Raw genomic sequence first — 24,946 nt, 5'->3', positions numbered from 1 at the left:
CGAGACGCATACTTAGGAAAGTCTGCATAACCGGCATTTTGCGCGCTGACCTTCTATTTTTTTCGCAATGGCGGTGATGAGAATTTGTTGAGTCGTTAAGGCGTCTGCGATTTGCGCCGCTCCGTGCAGCGCTACTGAGGCGCAAAACACGGCGTAGGTTATCAAGTCCGTCCTGAACAATTCGTTTTGCCGAGCACCGTAGTTACGGGGATTGAAGCCGAGCAAGTCGGTGGTTGAACAAGGCGGTCAGAATGAAGGCGCAAAGAAGCCGCAGCTTCCTGAGGATCATCCGTAGATTGTGTCCTGCGCCGCACATCACCGCGTGCATCGCGTCGCCGAGCGCACCCTTGAGCCAGTTGCGATCGAGTTTTCCGTCTGTCTTCATGTGACCGATTGCTGGCTCGATTGCGCTGCGCCGTCTGATCATCGCGCGTAGTCCGCGTGTAATGCCCCGCCGCAAGCCCGGGTGGTAGATCTTCACACCATCGACGGCGACACCCTTGTAGCCACGGTCGACGATGGCGACCTCCGGCGTGGCGTCGCACAGGATTGCCGCCTGCTCCAGCGCTTCAGCCAGGGTGTGCCCGTCGTACGGATTGCCTGGCATCGAGCGCATGCCAACCACCAGTCCTTCCTTGTGGGTCGTCGCGATCGAAACTTTCACCCCGAACTCGTACGGCTTGCGCGCCTTGCCCTTGGCCAGGCACTCGACTTCCGGTGCATGCAGCGCATAAAGCTTGTTCTTGTCCTTCGGCTTCTGCGCCAGAATGCGTCTCGTGCGGGCGATTAGTTCCGTTAATTCAGCGCAGCCTAGGTCGGCCACCTGGTTGACCTGCCGCTCCACATCGCGCATCACCCGTCCAACGCGCGAGCGCAGCGTGCGCAGCGCTTTCCTCATGCGTTTGTACTGTTTCGCGTGAGCGTAGCGGCCAATCTGCAGCGCCAGATGCGGCGCCTCGCGGTTGTAGTTCTGCCTCAGTTTCAGACCGTGCCGTGCCGCGGCTTTCACCAGATGTTCGCGACACCGTTCGAGCAGGCGCGAATCGGTTGGGTGGGCGATCGCCTTCTCCATGACGGTCGTATCAACAATCACGCGCTTGACGCTCGAAGCCTTGATCACGCCAGCGCGTTTTGCTGCTTCGATCGTTTCGGCCAGCAACTCTTCAACGCCGGCTTCGCCCATTCGCTTGCGCCAACGCGTCAGGCTCGATGGGTCGATCGGAGGTTCGGTCTGCAAGTAGGTCTCGCCGGTGAACACCTGCCAGTACGGGTTCTCTACCCATTGCCAGACGACCTCTTCGTCGGACAGGTCGAACGCGTGCTGCAAATACAGCAACCCGGCGATCAGCCTCGGCGATGTCGCCGGTCGTCCCTTGCGCGATACAAAGCTTTCGCTCATTGATGCGCCCAGTCGCTCCCAGTTGATCAGGTCGGCCAAACGTATCAACGGATGCTTCAGGTTGATCTGTTCGCGCAGCGGCTGGCGGAAAAAATCTCCCTCCGTCACAGGCGTCTTCGGACCCATTCGCACCTCGTCGAAAAATGCAGGATTCTCACGTTAATGTGCCAGGATCCTGCAAATCTCACAACACCAATTCGGCCTCAAAGCTCTGCCACGCAAGGCTCTCCGAATTGATCAGGCTCGACTATCAAGCCTTGCGCAAAGCTCTACGCGCCATCCATAGATTGCTCAGTAAGCGTCATTTCGTGGCCGCATGGACAGAGCTGAAGCCGGTGTCCAAAGTGATGTCCGTTACTTCAAGTGATGGAGACTACTTTGGAATGCGCGATCATCGAACCGCAAGGGCCGACCGAACTACACACCAGAGTACCGACGGCAAGTTGCCGTCCCGGCGTGCGAGCGGGGCATTTCGGTGGCCAAGCTCGCGCAGGCGCACGGACTGAATCCGAATATGGTGTTCAAGTGACGCCGGCAACTGCGGGCGGGCCTGTTTGATGGGGTGGCGCACAGCACAGCGGTATTGCTGCCCGTGGCGCTACCTGATGCACCGACCGGCGAGACCGCAGAACCGGCGTCGCTCGCTCTACAGCCTGTCGAGCCACATCGCGAGAGCGTACCGGCAGCGTCGGGCATCGAAATCGAACTGAACGGTGCCCGTGTACGCGTCACGGGCATGGTTGACCCCGTGCAGCTGCGCCTCGTGCTGCGCTGCCTGATGCCAGCATGATTGCGCCGCCAGGCGGTACCCGCGTATGGCTGGCAGCGGGCGTTACCGATATGCGCCGTGGCATGGATGGACTTGCCGCGCTGGTGCAGTCAGCACTCGGACGTGCCCCCTTCTCGGGGCACATCTTCCTGTTTCGTGGGCGTCGCGGTGACCTCATCAAAATTTTATGGTGGAGCGGCGACGGCATGAACCTGTACGCGAACTAACTGGCTTCATACTACAACTCCTTTTCTTGGATCAGAGGGTTTTGGGTGCTGCGCTCGCTCGCGCCGCTGTCGCACGGTCAGTGAGTCGATCCGTAAGCGTCAATCTGAGGCCGTCTTGACGATCAGAACTTGAGACCTCTGAGAGCCGCTGATTCGTGAGCACGAGATCGAAGGCGGCGGGATCGAAGCTGCCGCCACACCACTCGAGGAAGTGGTCGTGCTCCTCGTGCGTCGGATCGGTGATCGCTTCGAGAATCGGATCAAGGTCGAGAAGGCGCTGATGCCTGGCCCGCCCAGCGCCTTCGCCAGCGTGACCCGTGCTTCATTGAGCATCGGTGGATCGCTCTGGAATCCGAAGTCATCAGGTTCACCATAGTTGGTTTCGCCGAAGACGAACTCGTGCAGGTGCCCGCCCTCCCAGCCCATGGCTAGTTGCAGCACGACATGCAGCTTGCCCAGCCGGATCGAGCCGGGAACGATGATTCGTCGCCAGATCGCCGGCTTGATGTACTTCAGCTCAACGCGCAGTACGTAGTCGGGCACTGGCGCCTTGACCAGGCGCACGGCAGGTTTGCGGGGTTGGACCATCGGATTGATTGTCAGGCGGCTTGCTGCTCGATGTATGCAGCCGGCTTCAGGCGCCACGGCAGCAACTCATCGATGCGGTTGATGGGATGATCGGCGATGCGCTCAAACACCGTGCGCAGGTAGGCAAACGGCTCGATGCCGTTCAGGCGTGCCGTACCGATCAGGCTATAGATCACCGCCGCGCTTTGGCCACCGCCGTCGGAGCCAGCGAACAGATAGTTGCGCCTGCCGAGAACCAGCGGCCTGATCGCGCGCTCCGCCGTATTGTTGTCCACCTCGACGCGCCCGTCTTCGCAATAGCGTGTGAGTGCATGCCAGTGCCCCAGCGAGTATCTGATCGCCTTCGCCAGCCCCGACTTCGCCGATACCTGTGACAGCGTGTGTTCGAACCAGGCCTTCAGTTCAGCGAGCAATGGGGCCGAGCGCAGCTGGCGCGCAGACAGGCGCACGTCCGGCGTCTGGCCGCGAACCTCGCGTTCAACAGCATACAGCGCCCCAATGCGGCGCAGTGCTTCCTCGGCAATTGGTGAGCTGTCCAGCTTGTACAGGTCGTAGAACTTGCGCCGCGCATGCGCCCAGCACCCGGCCTCGATGATCGTGCCGTCACGATACAGCGCGTCGTACCCGCTGAAGGCATCTGCCTGCAGGATTCCCGTGTAGCCCGCCAGATGTTCCCGAGGTCGCTCACCTTTGCGGTCGGGTGAGTACCTGTACCAGACGGCTGGTGGCGCGCGGCTTCCTGCCGGGCGGTCATCGCGCACATAGGTCCACAGGCGCGCCGTGCGTGTCTTGCCACGCCCCGGCTCCAGCACCGGCACGGGCGTGTCGTCGGTATGGATCTTGTCTGCGGCGCGCACGTAACCACCGAGTGCGTCGGACAGGGGTTGCAGCAGGGCAGCCGCTTCACGCACCCACGAAGCCAGTGTTGCCCGGTCCAGTTCGATGCCCGCACGGCGATAGATGCTGGCCTTACGATATAGCGGCATATGGTCAGCGTACTTCGCGACGACGACCTGTGCGAGCAGCCCCGCACCCGCCATCGAGCGTGCTATCGGCCGCGAAGGTGCCGGCTCCTGTACTACTGCGGCACAGCGCGGGCAGCTCAGCTTCGGACGTACGTGACGCAGTACCTTGAAGTAGCCGGGCACATAGTCGAGCACCTCCGAGACGTCTTCGCCCAGCGCACGCATCTGTTTGCCGCATTCCGGGCATCCGCAGTTTGACGGCGCATGCACAACTGTTTCGCGAGGAAGATGGGCAGGGAAGTGCCGTGCCTTGCGGCGCAGTGGGACAAGGTTCGTAGTGGCCGACGTATCCGCAGTCGCGTCGGCATCAGGCGCCTTCGCCGGTGCGGCCATATCTGGTTCATGAACAGGCAGCTCACCGAGCGCGAGCTGCAGCTGGTCCATCAGTTCTGTCATGCGCTCAGATGAGCGGCCATACTGCCATCGCTTCAGTCGCGAGATCTCGGCCAGCAACTGCGCGATGGTCTCGTCGCGCGAGGCAACGATGTGCTTCAGAGCGGCGATATCATCGCGCAGTTGCTGGCTGGCATGCATGACAGTGTAAATGAAGGCCACGCGCTTGTGGGCTCCCCCACCCGGCGTTACGCCGCGTGCGTCGGCTGCCACGTCCGCTCGGGATGCCGCCAGTCAATCCCTTCGAGCAGCATCGACAGTTGGGCGGCTGACAGATGGACTGTTCCCGAGTCCGCCTGCGGCCACACGAAGCGTCCACGCTCGAGTCGTTTCGCGTACAGGTTCATGCCGTCGCCGCTCCACCATAAAATCTTGATGAGGTCACCACGACGCCCGCGAAACAGGAAAATGTGCCCCGAGAACGGATCACGACCGAGTGCTGACTGCACCAGCGCGGCAAGTCCATCCATGCCACGGCGCATATCGGTAACGCCCGCTGCCAGCCATACGCGGGTACCGCCTGGCGGCGCAATCATGCTAGCATCAGGCAGCGCAGCACGAGGCGCAACTGCACGGGGTCGACCATGCCCGTGACGCGTACACGGGCACCGTTCAGTTCGATCTCGATGCCCGACGCCGCCGGTACGCTCTTGCGATGTGGCTCGACAGGCTGTAGAGCGAGCGACGCCGGTTCTGCGGTCTCGCCGGTCGGTGCATCAGGTAACGCTACGGGCAGCAACACCGCTGTGCTGGGCGCCACCCCTTCAAACAGGCCCGCCCGCAGTTGCCGGCGCCACTTGAACACCGTATTCGGATTCAGTCCGTGCGCCTGCGCGAGCTTGGCCACCGAAATACCCGGCTCGCACGCCGCGACGGCAACTTGCCGTCGGTACTCTGGTGTGTAATTCGGTCGGCCCTTGCGGTTCGATGATCGCGCATTCCGTGTGTCCAAAGTAGTTCCCATCACTTGAAGTAACGGACATCACTTTGGACACCGGCTTCAGCTCTGTCCATGCGACCACGGAATGACGCTTACATTGCTCAGAGCAAACAACGTCGTGATCTGGCCTGTGTTCTTCATCAAACCGCGATATAGGGTCTTCAGCCGCTCGATCTGATCGTATATCGCGTCCAAACGATCACTCAGATTCAGCTTTTTGCGCTTGCCTAGTCTCATCACGATGTGCCAGCGCACCGCGCCACTCTCGCGACGCTTTTCGATCCCCTGATATCCCGAGTCAGCGTACACGTCCGTTTCTTGACCGTGCAACAGCGCATGAGCCTCCGTAATGTCGTGGACATTGCCCGCCGTGCCTACAACGGTATGGACCAGACCGGACTCAACGTCCACGCCGATGTGCGCTTTCATTCCGAAACACCAGTTATCGCTTTTCTGCGTCTGACGCATCTCGGGATCGCGCGTTCCGGAGTTGTTTTTCGTCGAACTGGGCGCCGGAATCGCGGCATCGACGACCGTCCCGGTCTTGAGCATCAGGCCTTTCTTCACCAATATTTCATTGACCAGCGCGAGCATCTGCGCAGCCAGTCCATGGCGCTTCGAGAAGGTGACGAAACCGCAGAATCGTGCTCTCGTCCGGCAAACGCATCGTGCCACCGTCAGATCCTGCGAAGTCACGATACAGCGGCACGTCATATAACGCTTCTTCCATCGCTGGATCGGGCAGACCAAACCACTGTTGCATAAAATGAATGTGCAGCATCGTCGCGATCTGGAACGGCGGCCGTCCAGTCTTACCAGTCGGATAGTACGGTTCGAGCAGCGCAATGAGCTTCAACCAAGGCGCACCGCGTCGTCCTCATCGAGAAATTCTCGCTTACGCGTGCGCGTCGTTGTCAAATCCAGGTCAAGTCCACGTTGCGTCATCTGGGCTCTCCTTAACTCACTCCTTTCATCCCAGGATAGTTCACCGGAATCCCAATGCCAGGACTTTTGCCGACCTTCCTTAACCTTGGCCACCTGAACAACTGGAACCAAGGATGGGCGCGCCGATTGTTGATGACGAACTGTGGAGTACGCATGCCCGGCCGCATCATTTCCGTTGTCTGCTATTCGCTTCGAACGTCGCGCTTCTATTCACGAAGCGTTCCTCAAACTCGGGTGTTGCTCGATCTGCTGGAACACTCTTCAGCGCGTTCAGCAGTCTTTATGCAACCTTCTCTTAGCAATAAGCACGGAACTCGTGAATACGTGGCCACGCAGAAAGTCGATGCTGGATCGGTTCAGTCGAGTTAAGCGCGCGAATAGCATCGTTCGATTCGAATTCTACATCATGCATGATGTAGAAGACGCACAACCCGCCGAGGAGACTTCCGCCTACCAAGAGACAGCAAGAAGTACCTGTGCTACGCGGTCAACAGGGGGTAAAACAGTCGATCTCCTGCTGCGTGTGCCCGTCGCGACAAGACCGCCGCGCGATGTTACTTCGAGAAGGCGAGCGGACAGAAGGATGAACCCGGAAGAATCCTAGAGCACGAGAGCGGCACCATCCGGTTGCGCTCGAAACGCTCGATGCCGGCCTGCGCACGACAGAACAAGCGGCCGAACAAAATCATCGAATAGTCGTGGTATCTGACCAGCTCCGGCAAGTACGCAGAGTGCTCTATGCCATACAATTCCGTAACTGCTCCAACGACATTCCGGAAACGCTTGTATTGCGTAAACGTCGCTCTAAGGGCGCATTGGCACTCAGCACTAGACGTCCGCTGATTTGTAATATCCAGATTGAACGCGTCTGGATCGAACCTACCCCGCAACACCGCTGCGGAAAGTGATCCCGCGTAGGCACTGTCGACCTTAAAGCGATGGTGCGAGTTATAGCCATAGTCGTAGATGCCTGTAAATGATCTAACGTACCAAGCGCGCTTTTTGATCAGCGTGACCTCAGCATTGGCAGATCGTTTGGTAAGCCGGGACCCGACTTACCGTAGCCAGTATCACACAACAGCATTATTCTCCGAGGTAAGCGGCCCGAACCTTCGGATCGTCGAGCATCTGCTTCGCATCGCCCGACATCGTGATCAGACCGGAGTCCATCACGTAGCCGCGATTGGCCGCCTGCAGCGCGAGACGCGCGTTCTGCTCGACGAGCAGCACCGTCATACCTTCAGCGGAAATCGAGCGCACCACTTCGAAGATCTTCTCGACCATGATCGGCGACAGACCCATCGACGGTTCGTCGAGCAGCAGCAGTTTCGGACGCGAGATGATCGCGCGCGCCATCGCGAGCATCTGCTGCTCGCCGCCCGACAGCGTGCCCGCGTATTGCGAGGCGCGCTCCTTCAGACGCGGGAAGAAGCCGAACATGCGCTCGACGTCCGACTTGATACCCTCGGCATCGTTGCGCAGATACGCGCCCATCTGCATGTTCTCGACGATCGACATACGCGCGAAGATGCCGCGACCTTCCGGCACCATTGCGAGACCGCGCTTGAGCAGCTCGTGCGCGGGCAGGCCTTTGATCGACTGGCCCATGTACTCGATGTCGCCGGCTGCGTACGCCTTCAGGCCGGTGATCGCCTTCATCGTCGTGGTCTTGCCCGCGCCGTTCGCGCCGATCAGCGTGACGAGTTCGCCCTGCCCGACTTCGAGGTCGACACCCTTTACCGCCTGGATGCCGCCGTAGTTGACCTGCAGGCCCTTGATTTTCAACATTGCTTGCGTCGTGGACATCAGTGGACCCCCGCACCCAGATAAGCTTCGATCACCTTCGCATCCTTCTGCACGTCCTGCGGCAGACCCTGTGCGATCACCTTGCCGTAGTCGAGCACCGTCATCTGGTTGCACAGGCCCATCACGAGCTTCACGTCGTGTTCGATCAGCAGAATCGTCTTGCCGTCCGCGCGGATCTTGTCGAGCAGTTTGGTCAGCTCGACTTTCTCGGTGGCGTTCATGCCGGCCGCCGGTTCGTCGAGCGCGAGCAGCTTCGGATCGGTCGCCAGCGCACGCGCGATCTCCAGACGTCGCTGGTGGCCATACGACAGGTTGCGCGACGTGTAGTCCGCGTATTGCGTGATGCCGACGTAGTCGAGCAGTTCGAGCGCGCGCTCCTTGATTTCGCGCTCTTCCTGGCGTTCGGCCGGGGTCTGGAACACCGCGCCGAGCAGACCGTGCTTGGTGCGCACATGACGGCCGACCATCACGTTTTCGAGCGCGGTCATGCCACCGAACAGGCGAATGTTCTGGAACGTGCGCGCAATGCCCGCCTTCGCGACCTGATAGACCGCGGTCGGCGTGTAGTTCTCGCCGTCGAGCTTGAACTCGCCCGAATCCGGCGTGTACAGACCCGTGATCACGTTGAAGAAGGTCGTCTTGCCGGCGCCGTTCGGGCCGATCAGACCGTAGATTTCACCCGCGCGGATCTGCAGGCCGACCTCGGAAAGCGCCTGCAAACCGCCGAAGCGCTTGTTGACGCCCTTCACCGACAGACGGATTGCCGCGTTGTTGCTTACGTTATCGCTCATGTCTTTTTCTCCACCGGACCTTATGCGCGCACCGGCTTCTTGCCGCTACGCTTCGCCAGCTTCGCAATCTTGTCTTCGTGCTTCGGCGCGGGCCACAGGCCTTCCGAGCGATACAGCATGATCACGACCATCGCCAGACCGTACAGCAGCTGACGGATCACTTCGGTATCGACGACTTCATGTCCGAAGATCATGTTCTGCAGCGGACCCATCGTGGAGCGCAGGAACTCGGGGAACACAGCGAGCAGCACCGCGCCGAGAATCACGCCGGGGATGTGGCCCATGCCGCCGAGCACCACACAGGCGAGCACCACGACCGATTCCCAGAACGTGAATGATTCCGGCGACACGAAGCCCTGGAACGCACCGAACATTGCGCCCGACAAGCCGCCGAACGACGCGCCCATCGCGAACGCGAGCAGCTTCACGTTGCGGGTGTTGATGCCCATCGCCTTGGCGGCAATTTCATCTTCGCGGATCGCGGCCCACGCGCGACCGATACGCGAATGCTGCAGACGCGTACACGTCCAGATCACGAACAGCGCGCACAGCACGAACAGGTAGTAGTACAGGTACACCGCCGGGAACTGCATGCCGAACAGCGAGTGCGACTGCGCGAAGCTGAAGCCGCCGATCTGCACCGGAGCGATCCCGGTGATCCCCTTCGGACCATTGGTGATGTTCACCGGACGGTCAAGGTTGTTCATGAAGATCCGCACGATTTCCCCGAAGCCGAGGGTCACGATCGCCAGGTAGTCGCCGCGCAGACGCAGCGTCGGCGCGCCGAGCAGAATCCCGAACATCGCGGCCAGCGCCATCGCGATCGGCACGATGATCCAGATCGGCACGTTCAAACCGTGCGGCGCGAGCGCCGCGATCCACTCGAATTGCGTCGACAGGTGCGGCGAGCTCAGCAGCGCGGCCGTGTAGGCACCGATCGCGTAGAACGCGATGTAGCCCAAGTCCAGCAGGCCGGCAAAGCCCACCACCACGTTCAGGCCCAGCGCGAGCATCACGTACAGCATCGCGAAGTCGAGCACGCGGACCCAGTAGTTGCCGCCCGCCGCGCCGATGATCATCGGCGCCGCGATCACGAAGATCGTCGTCAGGATGACGATGGTCAGCGTCTTCGTGCGGTTCTTTTCGGGGATGAGCGTTGTGGACGGCTCGATCGGTTGAATTGAGGTCATGATTGTTGACTCCTTGTGGCCCGGGATCAGGCGCGATCCGCGACACGTTCGCCGAGCAGACCCGACGGACGGAACACGAGCACGACGATCAGCACGATGAACGCGAACACGTCCTGGTAGTTACTACCGAACACGCCGCCCGTGAGGTTGCCGATATAGCCGGCGCCCAACTGCTCGATCAGGCCGAGCAGCACGCCGCCGACCATCGCGCCACCGAGATTGCCGATACCGCCGAGCACCGCCGCGGTAAAGGCCTTCAGGCCAGGGATGAAGCCCATGTAGAAGTGCGCGTTGCCGTATTCGGACGCGATCATCACGCCGGCGAGCGCCGCGAGCGCCGAGCCGATCATGAAGGTCGCAGAAATCACGAAGTTCGGGCTCACACCCATCAGGCTCGCGACGTTCGGATTCTCGGCGATCGCGCGCATCGCGCGGCCGAGCCTGGTCTTATGCACGAGCAGCAGCAGGCCGCCCATCACGATGAACGCCACCACGATGATCACGATTTCGGTCATCGAGATCACGGCGCCGGGCGTCGTGTCGGTGGCCTTGATCACGTTGATCGGGTCGGTGGGCAACAGCTGCGGGAACGGCAGCGGATTGCGCGACCAGATCATCATCGCGAGCGTCTGCAGCAGAATCGACACACCGATCGCGGTGATCAGCGGCGCGAGACGCGGTGCGCGGCGCAACGGCCGGTAGGCCACGCGCTCGATCGTGTAGCCGACCACCGCGCAGACTGCGGCCGCGATGAGCAACGCGATGACCAGCGTCAGCACGTTGCCGAGGCCGGGGAAGTGGTTCTGCAGCACACCTATGGCGGAGAGCGCAACCATCGCGCCCACCATCAACACGTCGCCGTGAGCGAAGTTGATGATGCCCAGAATGCCGTAAACCATCGTGTAGCCCAGTGCGATGATGGCGTAGACACTGCCAAGAATCAGACCATTCATGATTTGTTGGACCAGAATGTCCATGTCTCTCTTACTCCAGTTGACCGCCTACGGGTTGATACGGGGTAACGGACAGCGCGAAGCTGTCCGTTACCTGTCGAAAAATAATCCAGTACGATGGCGGCTATCGTCGCAAATCGCAGAGACCGTCACATGTGCGTCGATCCAGTCGCCGGTCTGATCAAATGCGACTTCTCGATCATTGTCGAGAATTGCATCTGCTTGTGCATTGTCACGAAATCACGCCAGAAATACTGCGACCGATCGCCGTCGTGTCTCCCGGATAGACGAGTTTTCTGAACGGAGGACGCGCCCGGTTCCCGACCCACTGCGTCATCCTCCGATAGCACTTCGAACGTAACCGAGCGACCAGTTGCAGCTCCTGATACTTTATTCACATTTTCAACCGCGATTCGAACACCGCTTTCGTCGTTCCTTCCAAAGGTCAACTGCCCGCCTGTCAGCGGCTCAGCAACCCTCTCCGTTGCGACTTTAGGCTGTCCAGCCACGCGGACGGCGGTGCCGCGACCGAAGCGGACGACTGATTGATGCCATTCATGGATGTCCCTCTCTTTGCATCGCTCAACTGATAACGGGCTGCCATCCGTTTTGCCCCTTATGCACGCAAGCTTCAGCCGAATCCACATATTCCAAAAGTCCGCGCGCTCCTTTTTCGCCCAGAGTCGACGCGACATTTAACAGCCTTCAACGTTTTCTCGACCAAGCGTTACTGACGGACCAATACATTTTCTCGGAGCCGCACGGATCACGTCAGCAGTCGCATCGCATCGCATCGCATCGCATCGCATCGCATCGCATCGCATCGCACTAAGGCTAGCGTCAAAAGCGATCACACAGAACCAGAAATTTCTCTTGCGTGATCCCGGAATAGCACTATTCAACTGGGACTCTTGAATTGCCAGCATCGCATACTTACCCTCTTCGACTCATGTGCATGATCTCTACGTGTCCGACAGAATGACGCATCAGATCCAAAAATTCCTGAAGCGAACATCAGCTTGATGATGCGTTTGATGGCGCAGCGATCTCACGTGACGCAATGTTGTTCAGGCACCTCTCCTGGACATTTTTTGAGCGGTGTCGCCTACCCGTCGTTGCGCGCGTCAAGCGGCAATCAGATCCCACCCTTTTTTCAACGGCCGCCTTTTTGTGGATCGCCAATGCTGATCAATCGCCATCCCGAAATAACGATGTGCATTAGCCATTGCAGGAGGGGCGCAGCAACGCATCGACCGTCTACGCCTCGTCACGCCAACCGCCGGCTTGTCTAAAAAACGGCGCTTTCAAATGGCGCCAACAGCCTGATGGCCTAATGATCAGCTTCGGGGCCCGGAGCGGCAAGCACCCTTTCGACGCTACGTTGCCTCCTTTTCCACCCCTTGCGGCAGTGCTTTTCCTGTCAATCTACCCGACGCGCCCAACTGTCAGCCTCCTTCAGAAGGATCAAGGTACCCCGGCACAATACTGCGGTGGACCGAGGCTGGGCCCTATTCTATTTTGCGCGATTAGGAATATGAAATAAATTCGGCTTATATCCAAGCAGCTCACTTTTTCCTAGTCACATAAATTCTACTTATGCTGGCTTAAGCAAGTTACGCTTGCATCAGGGATGAACTGCCGTTAGGATTGCCCGATCACACCTTCCACGATCCGAGTGGACGCCGTTTCGGAGGGCGTCTTTAGGGCTACGAAGCTCGTCCAGTGATGAAGTTCGATCCGATCGATGAGCCACCAGAATGAAGTGATCAAGCAGTTAAAGTGGTTGGTAGTTGGTGTCGTCGCGGAGCATGGTGAACGTGCATTGGCATCGGCATCCGACTAAAGAAATGACCAAGGCTTTCTCCCAATAACGGACCTGCCATGTTGAAGCCCCGAAGACGGACGGTCTGACCGATGAAGCAGAACCTGAATCGCGCGGTGGCGCAGGTGCTCAAGAGCCTACATTATCCGCTTGACGTAATCCTTCTCTGCGTGCGCCGGTACGCTGCTTATCCGCTGAGTCTGCGTCATATCGAGCAGGCCATGGGCGATCGAGGAATTTCGGTTCGCCATTCGACCGTGCATCGCTGGACACTCAAACTGTTGCCGGTTCTAGAGAAGCCGTTTCGGCGCTGCAAGCGGGCCGGCGGCAGGAGTTGGGGTATGGACGAAACGTACATTCGCGTGAGGGGCGAGTGGAAATATTTGTATCGCGCCGCGGACAAGGCGGGCAACACGATCGATTTCCTTCTGCGAGCCCGTCGTGACAAGGCTGCGGCCGGAGATACTTCTAAAAGGCGATGACCCTGAACGGTGAACCGGGGACTGTGACGATTGATAAAAGCGGATCAAATCTGGCGGCGCTACAAGCGCTCACCGCCGAACGCGAGATGCCGATCAAGGTCTGCCAGAACAAATACCTGAACAATTCAACCATCTGCTACTGAGCAATTCTACTCGCTGGCGAAATAAGCAATCCTATGATATCGCGCTTTGCTATGACTGTTTCCTTGTCGCGACCAAATCCAGTTGGGGCCGACAAGGCTTACGACATGTGCGACTCTGTTCGTGATTGCCGAACGCAATGTTGCTCATCAAGACGAAAGCGAGATTGATGGGCGCGCTTCGCGGCACGCCGGTTATGGCATCAGCCAGGTGAAACGCAAACGCATCGAAGAGTACTCCGGTTGGGGCAAGACCATTGGCAGGATTCGGCAGACCATCTATCGAGGCATCAAGCGGGTAACCAGCACTTCAGACTGACGATGCTGGCCAGCAACCTGACCGGAATGGCCCGAATACTGATGGCCGTGCCGCGAGGAGCAGCGCAATGAGTCGCCGGGACGCGGCCACCGCGCGAAAACGCGCCGGCTGGCTCACTCGCCTGTGGTGTGCCCCGGACGATCCATGCGCAACTCAGCGACGAATTGCATACGAAATCCCTTTAAACATTGCCGCGGTTGTCAAAACGAGGCGATTTTCGACAGCCTGTTAGGTCCTCGACCTCGCATCAAACTTGGGAAATGCTGATCAATCGGCTACGCGGTCATCGGTGACGAGGACGAAGACGTTGTAGAAAGAGGCTCACGGAACGGTCCCACGATCATGAAGCGGTAGCTCTGTTTTGCAGAAGTAGGAAGTCTGGACAAGAAGCAAGTGATCAGGCGTCAGCGTTTCCTTGCAGAGATGGAGAAAGTGGTACCGTGGCAGCGCTTGCTGTTGGCGACCGGGATCTACTTTCTTGAACGTGGTACGGCCTGACGGATGAAGGCCTTGAAGACGCGCTGAACGACAGTTTCGCGATGCGTGCGTTCCCGGGCATCGACTTGGCGCGCGAGAACCTACCGAATGCCGGCACGCTGTGAAGTTTCGGCGTCTGTTGGCCGCAGCGTGAGTTGGCGCGAAAGCTGTTCGATGAGATCGGCATCGCGCTATGCGAGCGCGGGGATGAAAGAAGGCACGCTGGTGGATGCCACGATCTTCGCGACACCGCCGTCGACGAAGAATACCGAAAAGAGCCGTGCCCCGGAAATACACCCGCGCGGATGCTTAGAATCAGCCGTCGACGACCGTCCTGTTTTTAATAGCCGCGAGTCGCACCGCCAAGTCACCGGCAATCGGCTCATTGATCAGCGTTTCCCAAGGAAGCAATTCATGGACAGCAATGTAGTACCGACGTTCCTACGCGCTCAACTTAAGCGGGGACTGCTCGAGGTCAAAGTCGACGCCGCCGCCTTGCCCGCGGCTACCCTGTTCGGTTTCGCAGAGCGCCGGAATCCAAAGCGGGCATTCCTCTTCGTGTCAAAAGTTCTGGGACGACTCGTGCCGACGCGGCCATCGATCATGGCTACCAGTTTCGAGAGCCTCGTCAGCGAGATCCCAGCGGACCTGCCCGGCCCAGTGCTGGTAATAGGCGTGGCCGAAGCCGCAGTTGGCCTCGGTGCCGGCGTGCACCGTGCTTACAGTGCCACGCGTTCCGACAGCGTGTACCTCACCAGTACCCGTCATCCTTTGGGTACCGACCTCTTTTCTCGATTCGAGGAAGAGCACAGTCATGCCAGCACCCATTTGATCCACCTGCCAGTCGATCCCGAGGTTCGTGATTTGATGCTCCAGGCCCGATCTTTAATCTTGGTGGACGATGAGGCTTCGACCGGCAAGACCTTTCTCAACCTGTACCGCGCACTAATCGAAGCCGGCCTGAACAAGATCGAGCGAGTGGTCACGTGCGTCCTGACAGACTGGTCTGGGGGTGCTGTGCGTAAGGCCATCGGAGAGTCGACCACCGCCGTATCCTTGCTGAGCGGCTCGTATCAGTTCCACGAAGATCAGTCCGCGCCCCTGCCGGATATGCTAGGTGTCGGCGCCGTTTCTATAGGCGGATGGCCTCTCTCACCCCCCTGCCGGATATGCTAGGTGTCGGCGCCGTTTCTATAGGCGGATGGCCTCTCTCACCCCGCAATGACTGGGGGCGCTTGGGCGTTCGCCACGTGGACGACACGCTCGCACCGAACATTCAGATCCAGCCCGGCGAGAAAGTCGTCGTAGTGGGTACCGGTGAGTTCGTCTGGCGTCCCTTCTTGCTGGCGGAGCGCGCGGAGCGAGCCGGGGCAGACGTCTACTTCAGCGCCACCACCAGGTCCCCTATAGCCATAGGCCACGCCATCGAGCACGCGCTGTCGTTTCCTGACAACTATGGCCTCGGTATTCCGAACTTCCTCTACAACGTGAAGCCCGGTCAATTCGACCGAGTTCTTATCTGCACCGAAACCCCGGCGCAAGCGCTCCCTGCAGAACTGGTTGATGTCCTGAATGCGGAGATAATTTTCGATGAGCAGTAATCGTCCGCTGATATTCGTCGACCTCGACGACACCCTGTTCCAGACCGCAAGTAAGATGGCGGACGCCACCCCACGAATCATCGCCACCCTGGACGTGCATGGGCAGCCCAACGGGTACATGAACCCGGTCCAGAACTTCTTCCTGAACTGGCTGCTGGCCTCGGCCGACGTCGTTCCGGTTACCGCACGTAGCGTGGAGGCCTACAACCGCGTCAAGCTTCCTTTCACCGAAGGTGCAATCTGCTCCCATGGTGGCGTGATGCTCCGCCCTGACGGATCGCTTGACCAGTCCTGGCACGCACAGATGGCCGAGTCGCTCCGGACCTTTCAAGACCGGCTGTCGACACTGAGGGAGGCCACCCTGCAAATCGGCAAAGAACTAGGCTACTCCCTGCGCAGTTGGGTAGTTGAAGAGAAAGGTCTGCGCCACTACGTGCTGACCAAACACAACGAGTCCGACGACTCGGTGCTCACCGAGTTGCTGACCGAAGTTCAATCTCGAAGCATGTTGGAATGCATGCACACCCACGTTAACGGAAACAACCTCGCCCTCCTGCCTGCGGGTTTGGAAAAACGCTTCGCCGTTCAAGAATGGTTGCACCGCGATCGTGAGGTCCATGGCGAGCGGCCGGTGTTGGGCTTCGGTGACAGCATCTCCGACCTGGGGTTCATGGACCTCTGTCACATGTGGTCAACGCCGGCGCGCAGTCAACTGGCAACAGTAGTGAAGGGGCTCATCAATGAGTAATCCTCTCGCCACCCTGAGCACCGTCGGCAGCGGCAGCTACGCCCCTGAAGATGTGCATTTCCTTTTGCAACGCGTGCAGATGAGCTTCACTACCGTTGAGGAAAAGGAGCTTCTGATTCAGACAAACCGGAAGCACTACTCTGAGATGATAAGCTTCGAGCAGGCTCCTACCGACGTGCACAAGGGTCTCTACACCCATGCCCTGGCGCGGAACGGCGCTCGTATGGCTTCCAATGTTCAGTCCTTGGCCTTGGCATTGAGTGCCGCTTACACCGGGCCGAGCATCGCCCTGGTTTCATTTGTTCGCGCAGGCGTGCCCCTCGGTGTCCTGCTGCGCCGGGCACTCGTCGAAATGGGCCGCGATACTCACCACTACGGTGTCAGCATCATTCGCGATCGCGGGATCGACATGGTGGCTCTGGAAGCCATCATCCAGTTGCATGGGGCCGAAAAGATCGCCTTCGTGGATGGTTGGACCGGCAAAGGCGCAATCTCCGATGAGCTCAAACGGACCCTGGACGACGACAAGCGCTTCCCAGAAGAGCCTCGCCTCGTTGTTCTAGCAGACCCCTGCGGCCGTGCTTGGCTGGCTGGCTCTGCAGAGGACTGGATAATTCCGTCCGGCATCCTCGGTGCAACCGTGTCGGGCCTCGTATCCCGCACCATCTGGCCGACTCAAGGTGGGCTTCATGGTTGCGTGACATACGACCACCTGCCTAAGCATGACGTAACCCGAGAGTTCATCGATAAGATCGAGGCCGAACGTGGGGCGCTGGGCGAAGTTTATCCCGCAACTCCATGGACCAACGAACAGCGATTGGAGCTCCAAGCGTCCGCTGATGACGTGGTGTCCTCACTGGCAACGCGTTTTGGCATCTTCAACTTGAATCGCGTGAAGCCGGGTATCGCTGAGGCAACCAGAGCGGTGCTGCGTCGCGTGCCTGATCACGTTCTGGTACGTGATAGCAACGACAGCGACGTACAGTTGTTAATGCATCTCACTGACCGCGCGGGCGTGACCGTAGAGGAAGCTGGCGCGGACCTGGGTCCGTATCGTGCCGCGACAATCACACGGAGTCCCATCTGAGGGGCGACATTTCTGCGTTCGCCCTCGGGGCGACTCTGTACATGCCGGCTACCCGCGGTGACATGCTGGACGTGGTTTTCGGCACCAAGATCTCAGAATTGCGCTCACTTGTGGTGTGCCTGGAAGACGCGGTGGCGGCGATCGACGTCGAAAGCGCGCTCGCGAACCTGCGGGCGCTCCTCATGGATGTTGAGGCTTGGGGCGGCCGTGCGATGCTGCGATGGCAGCAGTGCTGAGTGACTGGCCGCTGATGAAGCACGTCGACAGGTTCGTCGTCCCCAAGTTGACCCTGAAATCCCTCCAATCTTTGGGAATACGCGGTGAGCACTCTGGATCTGTGCCTCATGCCCACACCGGAGACAGTCGACGCGTTCGACCCTGGCGCAATGGTGGAGCTTGGCCAAGCTCTGAAGGCGAACCCAAATCAGCGCATCATCACGCTGCGGATTAGCGGAAAACCTCAAGGGTTGTCTTGGTCTGCGACACAATCCGGCCACCACTGGGGCTGGAGACGCTGGTCGCGTCAAGGCTCGCTCGTTTCTAACACCGTCTAAGCTCCCTCGAACACCGGCGAAGTCCGGAATTGCCGAGTGAACCACTCCAGATTTCTGTCCGCACCCCACGGAAGAGATTCTATCCGACGCTGACACTATTCGTGTCCGTCAGTCTGCAAACGCGGGGCTCGTCTAGCTAGCAGGCTGTTGAAAACACCTCGCCAGCGTTGAGCACTCTGTTTCATTGAGTCGCTGCGCCGGTTTGGTTGATGTCGATTTAATGCTCGAAGCCTTTTATTCAGGTGGACGCAATGCCATTTCCTCGCCGCCTGTCTAGCCTATGCCGCTTTCGCCGCGAGCGTGCGCATGTGAGTCAGGTTGTAGGCCGCCTGAATCAACAGGAAAAGCTGGTCAACTCGTTGCAGCCCCCAACATCGCCTGCCGAATCGTGCAGCCGTCTTGCTCCAGCCACGACCTACTCAATGCATTTGCGCTTGCGCCGACTGACGGCATAGCCGGCCCAGCGCGTTGTGCGCCCGTCGATGGCCGAGCTGCCCGCGCGTTCATTGTATTGTGCAGCATGTGGCGTCACACCATGTGCGCGGCACATTGCCACGAAGCCGGCCGCGTCGGAGCTCTTGTCAGCACCTGACCGTAATCGATGCATCGGCAAACCTCGCGGCGTCGTAAGCGGCTCAGCTGGGCCGTTCGTCCATTCGCGGTGCGCGTAAAGCATGATGGTGAACTGGAGCTGCCGGTCAGGTAGAGGGCTTTGGCGAACTGGCTGGCGTGTGCAGCTTGTCGGCCACACGCCAAGGCAGGAGCTCGTCGATGCGATTGATTTTGTGACCGGCGATATGGGTTAGCACATAGTCGAGGTAGGCACGCGGATCGATGTCATTCAGTGTGCAAGTGCCAATCAATGCGTACATCGCGGCTGCGCGTTCGCCGCCGCTGTCTGAGCCGGCGAATAAAAAATTTTTCCGACCCAGGCTTACACAACGCAGCGCGTTCTCCGCGATGTTGTTGTCGATCTCGAGCGTACCGTCTTCGCAATACAACGTCAGTGCGCTCCACTGGTTCAGCGTATAGTTGATCGCCTTGGCCGTATCGGACTTCGACGACAGCGTTTCGAGCTTTGCCCTGAGCCACGCTTCGTAGATCTGAAGCAGAGGTCTGGCATTCTCCTGCCGTATTCGCAGCCGTTCGGCGGCGGGCTTGCCGCGAATGGAGGCCTCAATGTCATAGAGCCCGCCAATATATTCGAGTGCCTTTTGTGTTGTGTCAGATGGCGTGCGCACATGGATGTCGTAGAACTTTCTCCTCGCGTGGGCATGGCATGCCGCCTCGCGTATCAAGCCATCGCGGAACAATTCGTCGAAGCCCGCGTAAGCGTCCGCTTGCAGAATCCCTTTGAAGCTGGCGAGATGGGTTTGAGGATGGATGCCTTGCCGGTTCGGCGAGTACGCGAACCAGACTGAAGCAGGTTGCGCCGAGCCGGAGCGATGATCGTCGCGCACGTAGACCCATAGCCGGCCGGTGCGGGTCTTCCTGTTGCCCGGTGAGAGCACCGGGATCGGCGTGTCATCCGCGTGCAGCTTGGTGGCGGACACGGTATAGCGGCGCAGCGCCTCTGTTAGCGGTGCGCACAGTGCCTCGCACTGGCCGACCCATCGGCCCATGCTGGCCCGGTCAAGCGTCACGCCGTCGCGCGCCGCGATCGCCGATTGCCGGTACAACGGCTGGTGGTCTGCATACTTCGAGACGAGGATGTCTGCCAGCAAGCTCGGATGGGCGATGCTGCGCTCGATCGGCAGGCCGGGCATCGGTGGCTGGGTGATAGTACTGCAGGAGGGGCAAACCAGTTTGCGCCGGATCGTGCGAATGACCTTGAACGCAGCTGCGACCCGGGCGAGTTGTTCGGACACGTCCTCGCCGAGCACCTGCATTGGTTGACCGCAGTCCGGGCAACTCGATTCGGGCCCGAGTACATGATCCTCGCGCGGCAGATGCGCGGGAAGCGCTTGCCTCGAAGATGCTTCGTCCGTCCTCGCAATCGAGGCGGACGCATTTGCACCGCGAGCCTGCGCACGCTGCACATCCGCAACGCCGCGCCCGGCGGCCAGATCCTCGAGTTGAGTCTCGAGCGTCTCGATTTGCCGCTGCAGCTGCTCGGACTTGCGACCGAACTGCATGCGCCTGAGCTTGTCGATCTGGGCCTTGAGCTGCTCAATCTCGACATCGCGTTCGGCAAGCAGACTACGAGCCTCGACCAGCAAGGCCTTCAGGAGTTCGACATCGTCAGGAAGATCGGCGCCGCTCGACATGCGCCGTAGTTTACGAGTCTGCCGCGCGGTTTACAACATCGATAATGCGGCGGTGCGACGGGGCTGTCGCCAGTCGATGCCCTCAAGCAGCATCGACAGCTGTGCAGAGCTCAGATGCACCTTGCCACCGTCGGCCTGGGGCCATATAAAACGGCCTCGTTCAAGCCGCTTCGCGAGAAGCCAGATTCCGTCCTCCGTGGCCCAGAGAATTTTTATCAGATCGCCGCGACGGCCCCGGAAGATGTAGACGTTGCCGCCCAGAGGATTCTCCTCAAGCGCTGTTTGCACCTTCGCTGCCAACCCCTGGAACCCGCATCGCATATCGGTGACGCCAGCAGCGATCCAGATGCGCGTGCCTGCCGGTAGGGAGATCATGAGCGCAGACTGCCCAGCACGATCCGCAACATATCGGCATCAACCAGGCCGTCCACTTTAACCACCGCACGACCGATCCGGATCTCGATCGTGCCGACCGGTGAGACAGGCTTCGCGCCCAGCGCTTGCGCTTCTACCGGAGCTGATGCAATGACCTCTGTTGGCGTGTCGCTGAGCAATACGACCGGAATGAGCCCGGCAGATCGAGCTTGCTGATCGTCCAGATATCGCCGCCGCCAGGTGAACAGCATGTTCGCGTTGATGCCATTCTCCCGGGCCAGCTTTGAGACTGATACGCCAGGCTCGCAAGCTGCCGCTGCCAGTCGCTCACGAAGCTCCCGGGGGTAATTCGGGCGCCCCGTTCGTGTACCTGGCTTCTTCTCTGCAGACTGTGTCAAAGTGGTGCCCATCAGATCGGAAATGATGGACATCACTTTGATGTCGACCTCAGCCACCGTCTATAACGGCCGGCACGAGCCGCTTACGCGGCGTCCGCAAGCGTCTCGGCTGCTGTGCCCAGCTCGGCTGTGCCATTAGCCTGCGTCACCTGTGCGTGAACACGAGTCCGTGCCGGCTATCAGTCAGTACGTGACCCATGTAGCAAAGCATCGCGCCCATGGCCCGACTCTTGCGAAACAACCGGGCCTGACTGTCCGGGCTGAATTCATGCGTGTCGTTGCTACGCTTCTCGCCATGCCAGTGCTCGTGAGAGCCGGCACCGCCGCCAGGCGGCGAGTCGTCATCCGACTTCGTCCGGGGCAGAAAGCCCCAGGCCTGAATGAGCGTGCCTTCGACGCTGAAACGCTCGCCCGACAGATGGCCACGCACGCGCGTTGTCTCGACCGTCTCGAAACGGACTAACCATGACATCATGGGCCATCAGTCGGGCTCGGCTCTTGCTGAAAGTGGAGTGGTCACAAACCGCTTCGTCCATCGCCTGTCCGACGAACCAGTGAAACAGCCTGTTGTAGGAGATTTGCTCCGTCAGCATGCGTTCGCCGCGAATCGAATACAGCACTTGCAACAGCAGCGCGCGAATCAGCTGCTGCGGCCCGATGCGCAGGCGTCCGCCCTTCACGTCGCTCTCGTACATGCTCGAAAAGACCGAATCCATGCGAGTGAGCGCATCGTTCAACCACAGCCGAATCGGTCGCAACGGGTGATTGCCGGAACGAAGTCATCCAGCCTGGACACTGTGAACATCGACTCGGTATAGCCGTCGGCTCCGCGCATCGCTTCAGCCTCAGTGTGTTGTCCGATTCTTCGTTTTCTAGGTTTACCCCTGCCGAGCGGATGACGTGCGCGGAGATATTTCAATCGCCTCCTAAGTCATCACCGGTCTGGTGTTCAGATCACAAAGGCGACATACCGAGTTCCAGTTTCGGGCTAGTAAGATGTACCTCTTGCTACTGATCGACTGTTTGGATCGGCTCGTTGTCATTTGGTCGAACGGCACCCGGACGCCGCGATCAAAGCGGTGACCGGGAGCGACGTGTTGTCTGTGATTCACTCAGATCCGTTGTTTGCACTATCGCCGGCCCTAGATGACACACGGATGCGCGATGCAATGCTCATCCTTAAAGGTTGTTCGCCAGATACGCTGTTTGCGAAGACTCCTTCGACTGTTGAAAACGGATCTGATCGGGTCGCGAGACTGGCACGCCACCCCATTGCCTCAACCTATGGTTATTGCGAGCAATCGGAGTCGCTGTTACTTGAACCGGTGTCACACATGCTCACGAGGTTCTTACTAATGCTGTGCAACGTCGCGCTTATCAGCAACGTACTTGATGAATATCAAGTCGCCGTTTTAGTGTGCAGTTATCCTTCAATAAGTCGGACTTAAAGGTGTGTCGACTTGCTGCCGCTGCCGAAGTAGTGCAACTTAGGAAGCGCCGCTAGCGCGTGTTATGCCCTTCTCGCGGCTGAGTGTGTCGTGACGGGTGCTGCACCCACACCTCCTCTCGTTGCAGATGTCCTTAGCAAACGCTACGCTGTTAAGCGCGAGGATGCTTCAAGCAATGGTTACGGATTGCGCACCGTATTTTCGGGATCCCGCTGAGTCGCCAAGGCCGGCCCCGTGCGGTGATTCTGGTAAGCGAACGTTGGAGTCCACTTGGGAAAAGGGAGTCCGTGCGCAACGCTCATCAGCGCAGGCGGAGCATCGAAGTTACACCGCATCGACCGGCCGAGATGCTTGCACGGTGCACATTACATAGGCCAATGAGCAGGAGCATGCGTAGTCGAACGAACTCGCGCGTCAGACCCGGAAGGGGTAATGGGCCAGGGGGCGAAACGTGCATTCTAATTCATTTGCCTGTGGCATGCAGGTCAAGGCGCTGCGGCTATTCGAAACGTGTGCGAGCAAGGCATGGTTTGCCGTCATCCGTGGCAGCTAACGCCCTCTAATATGACATGCGCAATATACGCCATCAAGACATGCTCGATGCTGATCACGGAAGACCGCTTTTCTCTCCGCGGCCACGCAAAATGGTATCAGCGCATATGTAGCGCTTGTTCCTTGCGAATGCCTTTTGCTCGACAAGCAGCAGCCAATTCAGTTGACAGTGCAATGGGCCGGTCCATCGGTGTCTTTGGAAACTACAGAAAATGGCAACCGGTACGGTGAAATGGTTTGACTATGTGAAGGGTTTCGGCTTCATTGCGCCAGACGACGGTGGCGATGACCTATTTGCGCATTTCTCCGAAATCCAAGTGCACGGTTTCCGCACACTGTACGCAAATCAGCGAGTGAGCTTCGATGTGAAGCAAAGACCTGCAGGCAAGCAGGCAGTAAAGATCCGCCCGATTGACAACCGACGTCGCTAGCGGCTCTTGAGACGGCGCCGTGAACATCACACTTGTGGCGTACGGTCGACGACCAAGGCCTCATCCGGTATAGCGTTTTTCGCTTCGAGTGACGATTGAAGCAGTGGGTGCATTTGCTTTCCCGACGGACTGAGCGAATATCGAACGTCGAAGGCCGACACCTCAGCTGACCCATCAAAGGCCTGTTTTCCACAAATCTCCGTGCGTGTTCATGACCGCGCTGAACCCGGCACCAACCTACCCCGGAGGAGAAGGCGAACTACAGATGCACGGGTCTCGATATTCGGATCGTACGCGGGACTTTCCATCATGCTTCGCCAGATCCAGCAGCACCTTTGCTCGACTTAGACCTTAGGGCAAATTCCGAACACGACGAATACCAGGGCCACCCGCTCGCAGAAGGCTTCTTCAAGAGACTGAAGAGCGAAACGAGTACGCTCACATTATCCATTTGCGACGAGCTGATACTGGCAGAATTGGATAGACAAGCTTCAGGCGCTTGCGATGAGGGAAGACATCGACGAACTTGACGCGCATTGGAATCATCTGCGCCAGAGCCATAGCACGCCGATTGTCACCCCGCCATAACGGGTTACTGTTCGAGGGTCAGTGTTGCCCCTGTCGCGCAGAGCGTCGAGCCGATGGCCACGCGCATTAACCCACGCGCGAGTGCGAAGCACCCGTCACTCCACCAAAGTAGTTCCGGGTCAGGTAAGGATGCCACAGCAGACACACGCGCGTCCTCCTCGATCCAGTCGCTCCTACGAGGCTCGGGTAGTACGGGGCACTGATGCGTGATTAGATCCGGGCACCGGAACTGGACTAGGCTAAAATGGGCGCTACAAGGCCAGAACAGTCTGGCATTGACATGATTGACGCGCTGCGACGTCTGCTTACTAGTCAAATGGATCAATTCAGGTGCCGTTCGCTCGCGACCTCCAACGATTATAGACAGGGGCTTTGACATGGCCATCAAAAATATTGCCTCCAGCATAAATAATCTTTATTTGATGTGGTCGCCGCTATTGCGGTATCAACCCGAGTGCTAAATTTTATTCGCGAAGAATTTTAGATCATCGAAAGTGGCAATTGACTATCCATTATACGCAATCTATTTCGCATCAAGATCTATTATCAAATTCATTATTTCATGCATAAGTGATTTTATGGATGTCCCCCTACAACATAGAGGATTCGAGACAATGAAGAAGAGTCTTTT

Annotated in this window: 21 protein-coding genes and 9 pseudogenes; 13 read left to right on the top strand and 17 right to left on the bottom strand. The window is 58.9% G+C overall.

Annotated features, from left to right (window positions below; translation table 11 throughout):
- Positions 1 to 202: 202 nt before the first annotated feature.
- Positions 203 to 1,525, bottom strand: a complete 1,323-nt coding sequence (locus QFZ91_RS24530) for an IS5 family transposase (protein ID WP_429522490.1) — start codon at positions 1,523 to 1,525, stop codon at positions 203 to 205.
- Between the two features lie 466 nt (positions 1,526 to 1,991).
- Here QFZ91_RS24530 and QFZ91_RS24525 point away from each other — a divergent pair, with 466 nt between their 5' ends.
- Complete coding sequence (locus tag QFZ91_RS24525) at positions 1,992 to 2,189, top strand: hypothetical protein (RefSeq protein ID WP_429568769.1); 198 nt, start codon at positions 1,992 to 1,994, stop codon at positions 2,187 to 2,189.
- Positions 2,186 to 2,395, top strand: coding sequence for an IS66 family insertion sequence element accessory protein TnpB (gene tnpB / locus QFZ91_RS24520; RefSeq protein ID WP_176370180.1), 210 nt, complete (start codon positions 2,186 to 2,188; stop codon positions 2,393 to 2,395). The genes QFZ91_RS24525 and tnpB (QFZ91_RS24520) overlap by 4 nt, the downstream gene beginning before the upstream one ends.
- A 31-nt stretch (positions 2,396 to 2,426) precedes the next feature.
- On the opposite strand, the gene QFZ91_RS24515 is transcribed toward tnpB (QFZ91_RS24520), so the two are convergent.
- From QFZ91_RS24515 to QFZ91_RS24490, 6 genes and pseudogenes are all read right to left on the bottom strand, one after another.
- Positions 2,427 to 2,639, bottom strand: coding sequence for a hypothetical protein (locus QFZ91_RS24515; RefSeq protein ID WP_429569131.1), 213 nt, complete (start codon positions 2,637 to 2,639; stop codon positions 2,427 to 2,429).
- A gap of 107 nt (positions 2,640 to 2,746) precedes the next feature.
- Positions 2,747 to 2,983 (bottom strand): annotated as a pseudogene (locus QFZ91_RS24510) (plasmid pRiA4b ORF-3 family protein); the annotation flags it as partial.
- An 11-nt stretch (positions 2,984 to 2,994) separates the two neighbouring features.
- Positions 2,995 to 4,542: an IS66 family transposase gene (tnpC, locus tag QFZ91_RS24505; protein WP_429569130.1), complete on the bottom strand. Its 1,548-nt coding sequence runs from the start codon at positions 4,540 to 4,542 to the stop codon at positions 2,995 to 2,997.
- 47 nt (positions 4,543 to 4,589) lie between these two features.
- A complete protein-coding gene (tnpB, locus tag QFZ91_RS24500) occupies positions 4,590 to 4,937 on the bottom strand; it encodes an IS66 family insertion sequence element accessory protein TnpB (protein WP_074295443.1) in 348 nt (115 codons plus the stop codon).
- The gene (gene tnpA / locus QFZ91_RS24495; RefSeq protein WP_429568768.1) at positions 4,934 to 5,365 is read right to left on the bottom strand and encodes an IS66-like element accessory protein TnpA; all 432 of its coding nucleotides are present in this window, start codon (positions 5,363 to 5,365) and stop codon (positions 4,934 to 4,936) included. Before tnpA (QFZ91_RS24495) ends, tnpB (QFZ91_RS24500) begins: the two co-directional genes overlap by 4 nt.
- Positions 5,365 to 6,286, bottom strand: a pseudogene (locus tag QFZ91_RS24490) (IS5 family transposase). Before QFZ91_RS24490 ends, tnpA (QFZ91_RS24495) begins: the two are co-directional and overlap by 1 nt.
- Before the next feature lie 149 nt (positions 6,287 to 6,435).
- Here QFZ91_RS24490 and QFZ91_RS24485 point away from each other — a divergent pair.
- Positions 6,436 to 6,569 (top strand): annotated as a pseudogene (locus tag QFZ91_RS24485) (IS5/IS1182 family transposase); the annotation flags it as partial.
- A gap of 213 nt (positions 6,570 to 6,782) precedes the next feature.
- Positions 6,783 to 6,866: pseudogene (locus QFZ91_RS24480) on the top strand (IS6 family transposase); the annotation flags it as partial.
- A gap of 503 nt (positions 6,867 to 7,369) precedes the next feature.
- Here QFZ91_RS24480 and QFZ91_RS24475 read toward each other — a convergent pair.
- From QFZ91_RS24475 to QFZ91_RS24455, 5 genes are all read right to left on the bottom strand, one after another.
- Positions 7,370 to 8,074: an ABC transporter ATP-binding protein gene (locus QFZ91_RS24475; RefSeq protein ID WP_429443082.1), complete on the bottom strand. Its 705-nt coding sequence runs from the start codon at positions 8,072 to 8,074 to the stop codon at positions 7,370 to 7,372.
- 17 nt (positions 8,075 to 8,091) lie between these two features.
- Positions 8,092 to 8,883 carry an ABC transporter ATP-binding protein gene (locus QFZ91_RS24470; RefSeq protein WP_027198609.1) on the bottom strand — a complete coding sequence of 264 codons (792 nt, stop codon included), beginning with the start codon at positions 8,881 to 8,883 and terminating at the stop codon, positions 8,092 to 8,094.
- 20 nt (positions 8,884 to 8,903) lie between these two features.
- Entirely contained in the window at positions 8,904 to 10,073 is a 1,170-nt protein-coding gene (locus QFZ91_RS24465; RefSeq protein ID WP_429568767.1) for an ABC transporter permease subunit, read from the bottom strand.
- Between the two features lie 26 nt (positions 10,074 to 10,099).
- The gene (locus QFZ91_RS24460) at positions 10,100 to 11,050 is read right to left on the bottom strand and encodes a branched-chain amino acid ABC transporter permease (protein ID WP_429537675.1); all 951 of its coding nucleotides are present in this window, start codon (positions 11,048 to 11,050) and stop codon (positions 10,100 to 10,102) included.
- 125 nt (positions 11,051 to 11,175) lie between these two features.
- Positions 11,176 to 11,721 carry a hypothetical protein gene (locus QFZ91_RS24455; RefSeq protein ID WP_429568766.1) on the bottom strand — a complete coding sequence of 182 codons (546 nt, stop codon included), beginning with the start codon at positions 11,719 to 11,721 and terminating at the stop codon, positions 11,176 to 11,178.
- A gap of 1,219 nt (positions 11,722 to 12,940) precedes the next feature.
- On the opposite strand from QFZ91_RS24455, the pseudogene QFZ91_RS24450 reads away from it, so the two are divergent.
- The 8 genes and pseudogenes from QFZ91_RS24450 to QFZ91_RS24415 all read left to right on the top strand — a co-directional run.
- Positions 12,941 to 13,455, top strand: a pseudogene (locus tag QFZ91_RS24450) (IS6 family transposase); the annotation flags it as partial.
- Positions 13,456 to 13,554: 99 nt separating this feature from the next.
- Positions 13,555 to 13,860: pseudogene (locus QFZ91_RS24445) on the top strand (transposase); the annotation flags it as partial.
- A gap of 307 nt (positions 13,861 to 14,167) precedes the next feature.
- Positions 14,168 to 14,563, top strand: a pseudogene (locus QFZ91_RS24440) (transposase); the annotation flags it as partial.
- 117 nt (positions 14,564 to 14,680) lie between these two features.
- Positions 14,681 to 15,442, top strand: coding sequence for a phosphoribosyltransferase domain-containing protein (locus tag QFZ91_RS24435; RefSeq protein WP_429569129.1), 762 nt, complete (start codon positions 14,681 to 14,683; stop codon positions 15,440 to 15,442).
- A 74-nt stretch (positions 15,443 to 15,516) separates the two neighbouring features.
- On the top strand, positions 15,517 to 15,867 hold the full coding sequence (locus QFZ91_RS24430) for a TRSP domain-containing protein (RefSeq protein WP_429568765.1): 351 nt from the start codon (positions 15,517 to 15,519) through the stop codon (positions 15,865 to 15,867).
- Positions 15,857 to 16,615, top strand: a complete 759-nt coding sequence (locus QFZ91_RS24425; protein WP_176370011.1) for a trehalose phosphatase — start codon at positions 15,857 to 15,859, stop codon at positions 16,613 to 16,615. The genes QFZ91_RS24430 and QFZ91_RS24425 overlap by 11 nt, the downstream gene beginning before the upstream one ends.
- Positions 16,608 to 17,702, top strand: a complete 1,095-nt coding sequence (locus tag QFZ91_RS24420) for a cysteine protease StiP domain-containing protein (RefSeq protein ID WP_176370012.1) — start codon at positions 16,608 to 16,610, stop codon at positions 17,700 to 17,702. The genes QFZ91_RS24425 and QFZ91_RS24420 overlap by 8 nt, the downstream gene beginning before the upstream one ends.
- Before the next feature lie 62 nt (positions 17,703 to 17,764).
- Positions 17,765 to 17,938 carry an HpcH/HpaI aldolase/citrate lyase family protein gene (locus QFZ91_RS24415; RefSeq protein ID WP_368719160.1) on the top strand — a complete coding sequence of 58 codons (174 nt, stop codon included), beginning with the start codon at positions 17,765 to 17,767 and terminating at the stop codon, positions 17,936 to 17,938.
- 596 nt (positions 17,939 to 18,534) lie between these two features.
- On the opposite strand, the pseudogene QFZ91_RS24410 reads toward QFZ91_RS24415, so the two are convergent.
- The 5 genes and pseudogenes from QFZ91_RS24410 to QFZ91_RS24390 all read right to left on the bottom strand — a co-directional run.
- Positions 18,535 to 18,882: pseudogene (locus tag QFZ91_RS24410) on the bottom strand (IS5/IS1182 family transposase); the annotation flags it as partial.
- Between the two features lie 72 nt (positions 18,883 to 18,954).
- Complete coding sequence (tnpC, locus tag QFZ91_RS24405) at positions 18,955 to 20,523, bottom strand: IS66 family transposase (protein ID WP_429568745.1); 1,569 nt, start codon at positions 20,521 to 20,523, stop codon at positions 18,955 to 18,957.
- Positions 20,524 to 20,553: 30 nt separating this feature from the next.
- On the bottom strand, positions 20,554 to 20,898 hold the full coding sequence (gene tnpB / locus QFZ91_RS24400; protein ID WP_429568717.1) for an IS66 family insertion sequence element accessory protein TnpB: 345 nt from the start codon (positions 20,896 to 20,898) through the stop codon (positions 20,554 to 20,556).
- Entirely contained in the window at positions 20,895 to 21,353 is a 459-nt protein-coding gene (gene tnpA / locus QFZ91_RS24395; protein ID WP_429568718.1) for an IS66-like element accessory protein TnpA, read from the bottom strand. The genes tnpB (QFZ91_RS24400) and tnpA (QFZ91_RS24395) overlap by 4 nt, the downstream gene beginning before the upstream one ends.
- A 29-nt stretch (positions 21,354 to 21,382) precedes the next feature.
- Positions 21,383 to 22,131 (bottom strand): annotated as a pseudogene (locus QFZ91_RS24390) (transposase); the annotation flags it as partial.
- A gap of 1,377 nt (positions 22,132 to 23,508) precedes the next feature.
- Here QFZ91_RS24390 and QFZ91_RS24385 point away from each other — a divergent pair.
- Positions 23,509 to 23,727, top strand: a complete 219-nt coding sequence (locus QFZ91_RS24385; protein WP_176370115.1) for a cold-shock protein — start codon at positions 23,509 to 23,511, stop codon at positions 23,725 to 23,727.
- The last annotated feature ends 1,219 nt before the right edge of the window (positions 23,728 to 24,946 follow it).

The organism is Paraburkholderia sp. JPY419, from assembly GCF_050435705.1.
GTDB lineage: Bacteria > Pseudomonadota > Gammaproteobacteria > Burkholderiales > Burkholderiaceae > Paraburkholderia > Paraburkholderia youngii.
This window is presented reverse-complemented; position numbering and strand designations above follow the sequence as displayed.

Coding starts and splice junctions, on each gene's coding strand:
- QFZ91_RS24530 (WP_429522490.1), bottom strand. CDS start 1,525: ATGGGTCCGAAGACGCCTGTGACGGAGGGAGATTTTTTCCGCCAGCCG.
- tnpB (WP_176370180.1), top strand. CDS start 2,186: ATGATTGCGCCGCCAGGCGGTACCCGCGTATGGCTGGCAGCGGGCGTT.
- tnpC (WP_429569130.1), bottom strand. CDS start 4,542: ATGCATGCCAGCCAGCAACTGCGCGATGATATCGCCGCTCTGAAGCAC.
- tnpB (WP_074295443.1), bottom strand. CDS start 4,937: ATGATTGCGCCGCCAGGCGGTACCCGCGTATGGCTGGCAGCGGGCGTT.
- tnpA (WP_429568768.1), bottom strand. CDS start 5,365: ATGGGAACTACTTTGGACACACGGAATGCGCGATCATCGAACCGCAAG.
- QFZ91_RS24475 (WP_429443082.1), bottom strand. CDS start 8,074: ATGTTGAAAATCAAGGGCCTGCAGGTCAACTACGGCGGCATCCAGGCG.
- QFZ91_RS24470 (WP_027198609.1), bottom strand. CDS start 8,883: ATGAGCGATAACGTAAGCAACAACGCGGCAATCCGTCTGTCGGTGAAG.
- QFZ91_RS24465 (WP_429568767.1), bottom strand. CDS start 10,073: ATGACCTCAATTCAACCGATCGAGCCGTCCACAACGCTCATCCCCGAA.
- QFZ91_RS24460 (WP_429537675.1), bottom strand. CDS start 11,050: ATGGACATTCTGGTCCAACAAATCATGAATGGTCTGATTCTTGGCAGT.
- QFZ91_RS24455 (WP_429568766.1), bottom strand. CDS start 11,721: ATGTCGCGTCGACTCTGGGCGAAAAAGGAGCGCGCGGACTTTTGGAAT.
- QFZ91_RS24435 (WP_429569129.1), top strand. CDS start 14,681: ATGGACAGCAATGTAGTACCGACGTTCCTACGCGCTCAACTTAAGCGG.
- QFZ91_RS24425 (WP_176370011.1), top strand. CDS start 15,857: ATGAGCAGTAATCGTCCGCTGATATTCGTCGACCTCGACGACACCCTG.
- QFZ91_RS24420 (WP_176370012.1), top strand. CDS start 16,608: ATGAGTAATCCTCTCGCCACCCTGAGCACCGTCGGCAGCGGCAGCTAC.
- QFZ91_RS24415 (WP_368719160.1), top strand. CDS start 17,765: ATGCTGGACGTGGTTTTCGGCACCAAGATCTCAGAATTGCGCTCACTT.
- tnpC (WP_429568745.1), bottom strand. CDS start 20,523: ATGTCGAGCGGCGCCGATCTTCCTGACGATGTCGAACTCCTGAAGGCC.
- tnpB (WP_429568717.1), bottom strand. CDS start 20,898: ATGATCTCCCTACCGGCAGGCACGCGCATCTGGATCGCTGCTGGCGTC.
- QFZ91_RS24385 (WP_176370115.1), top strand. CDS start 23,509: ATGGCAACCGGTACGGTGAAATGGTTTGACTATGTGAAGGGTTTCGGC.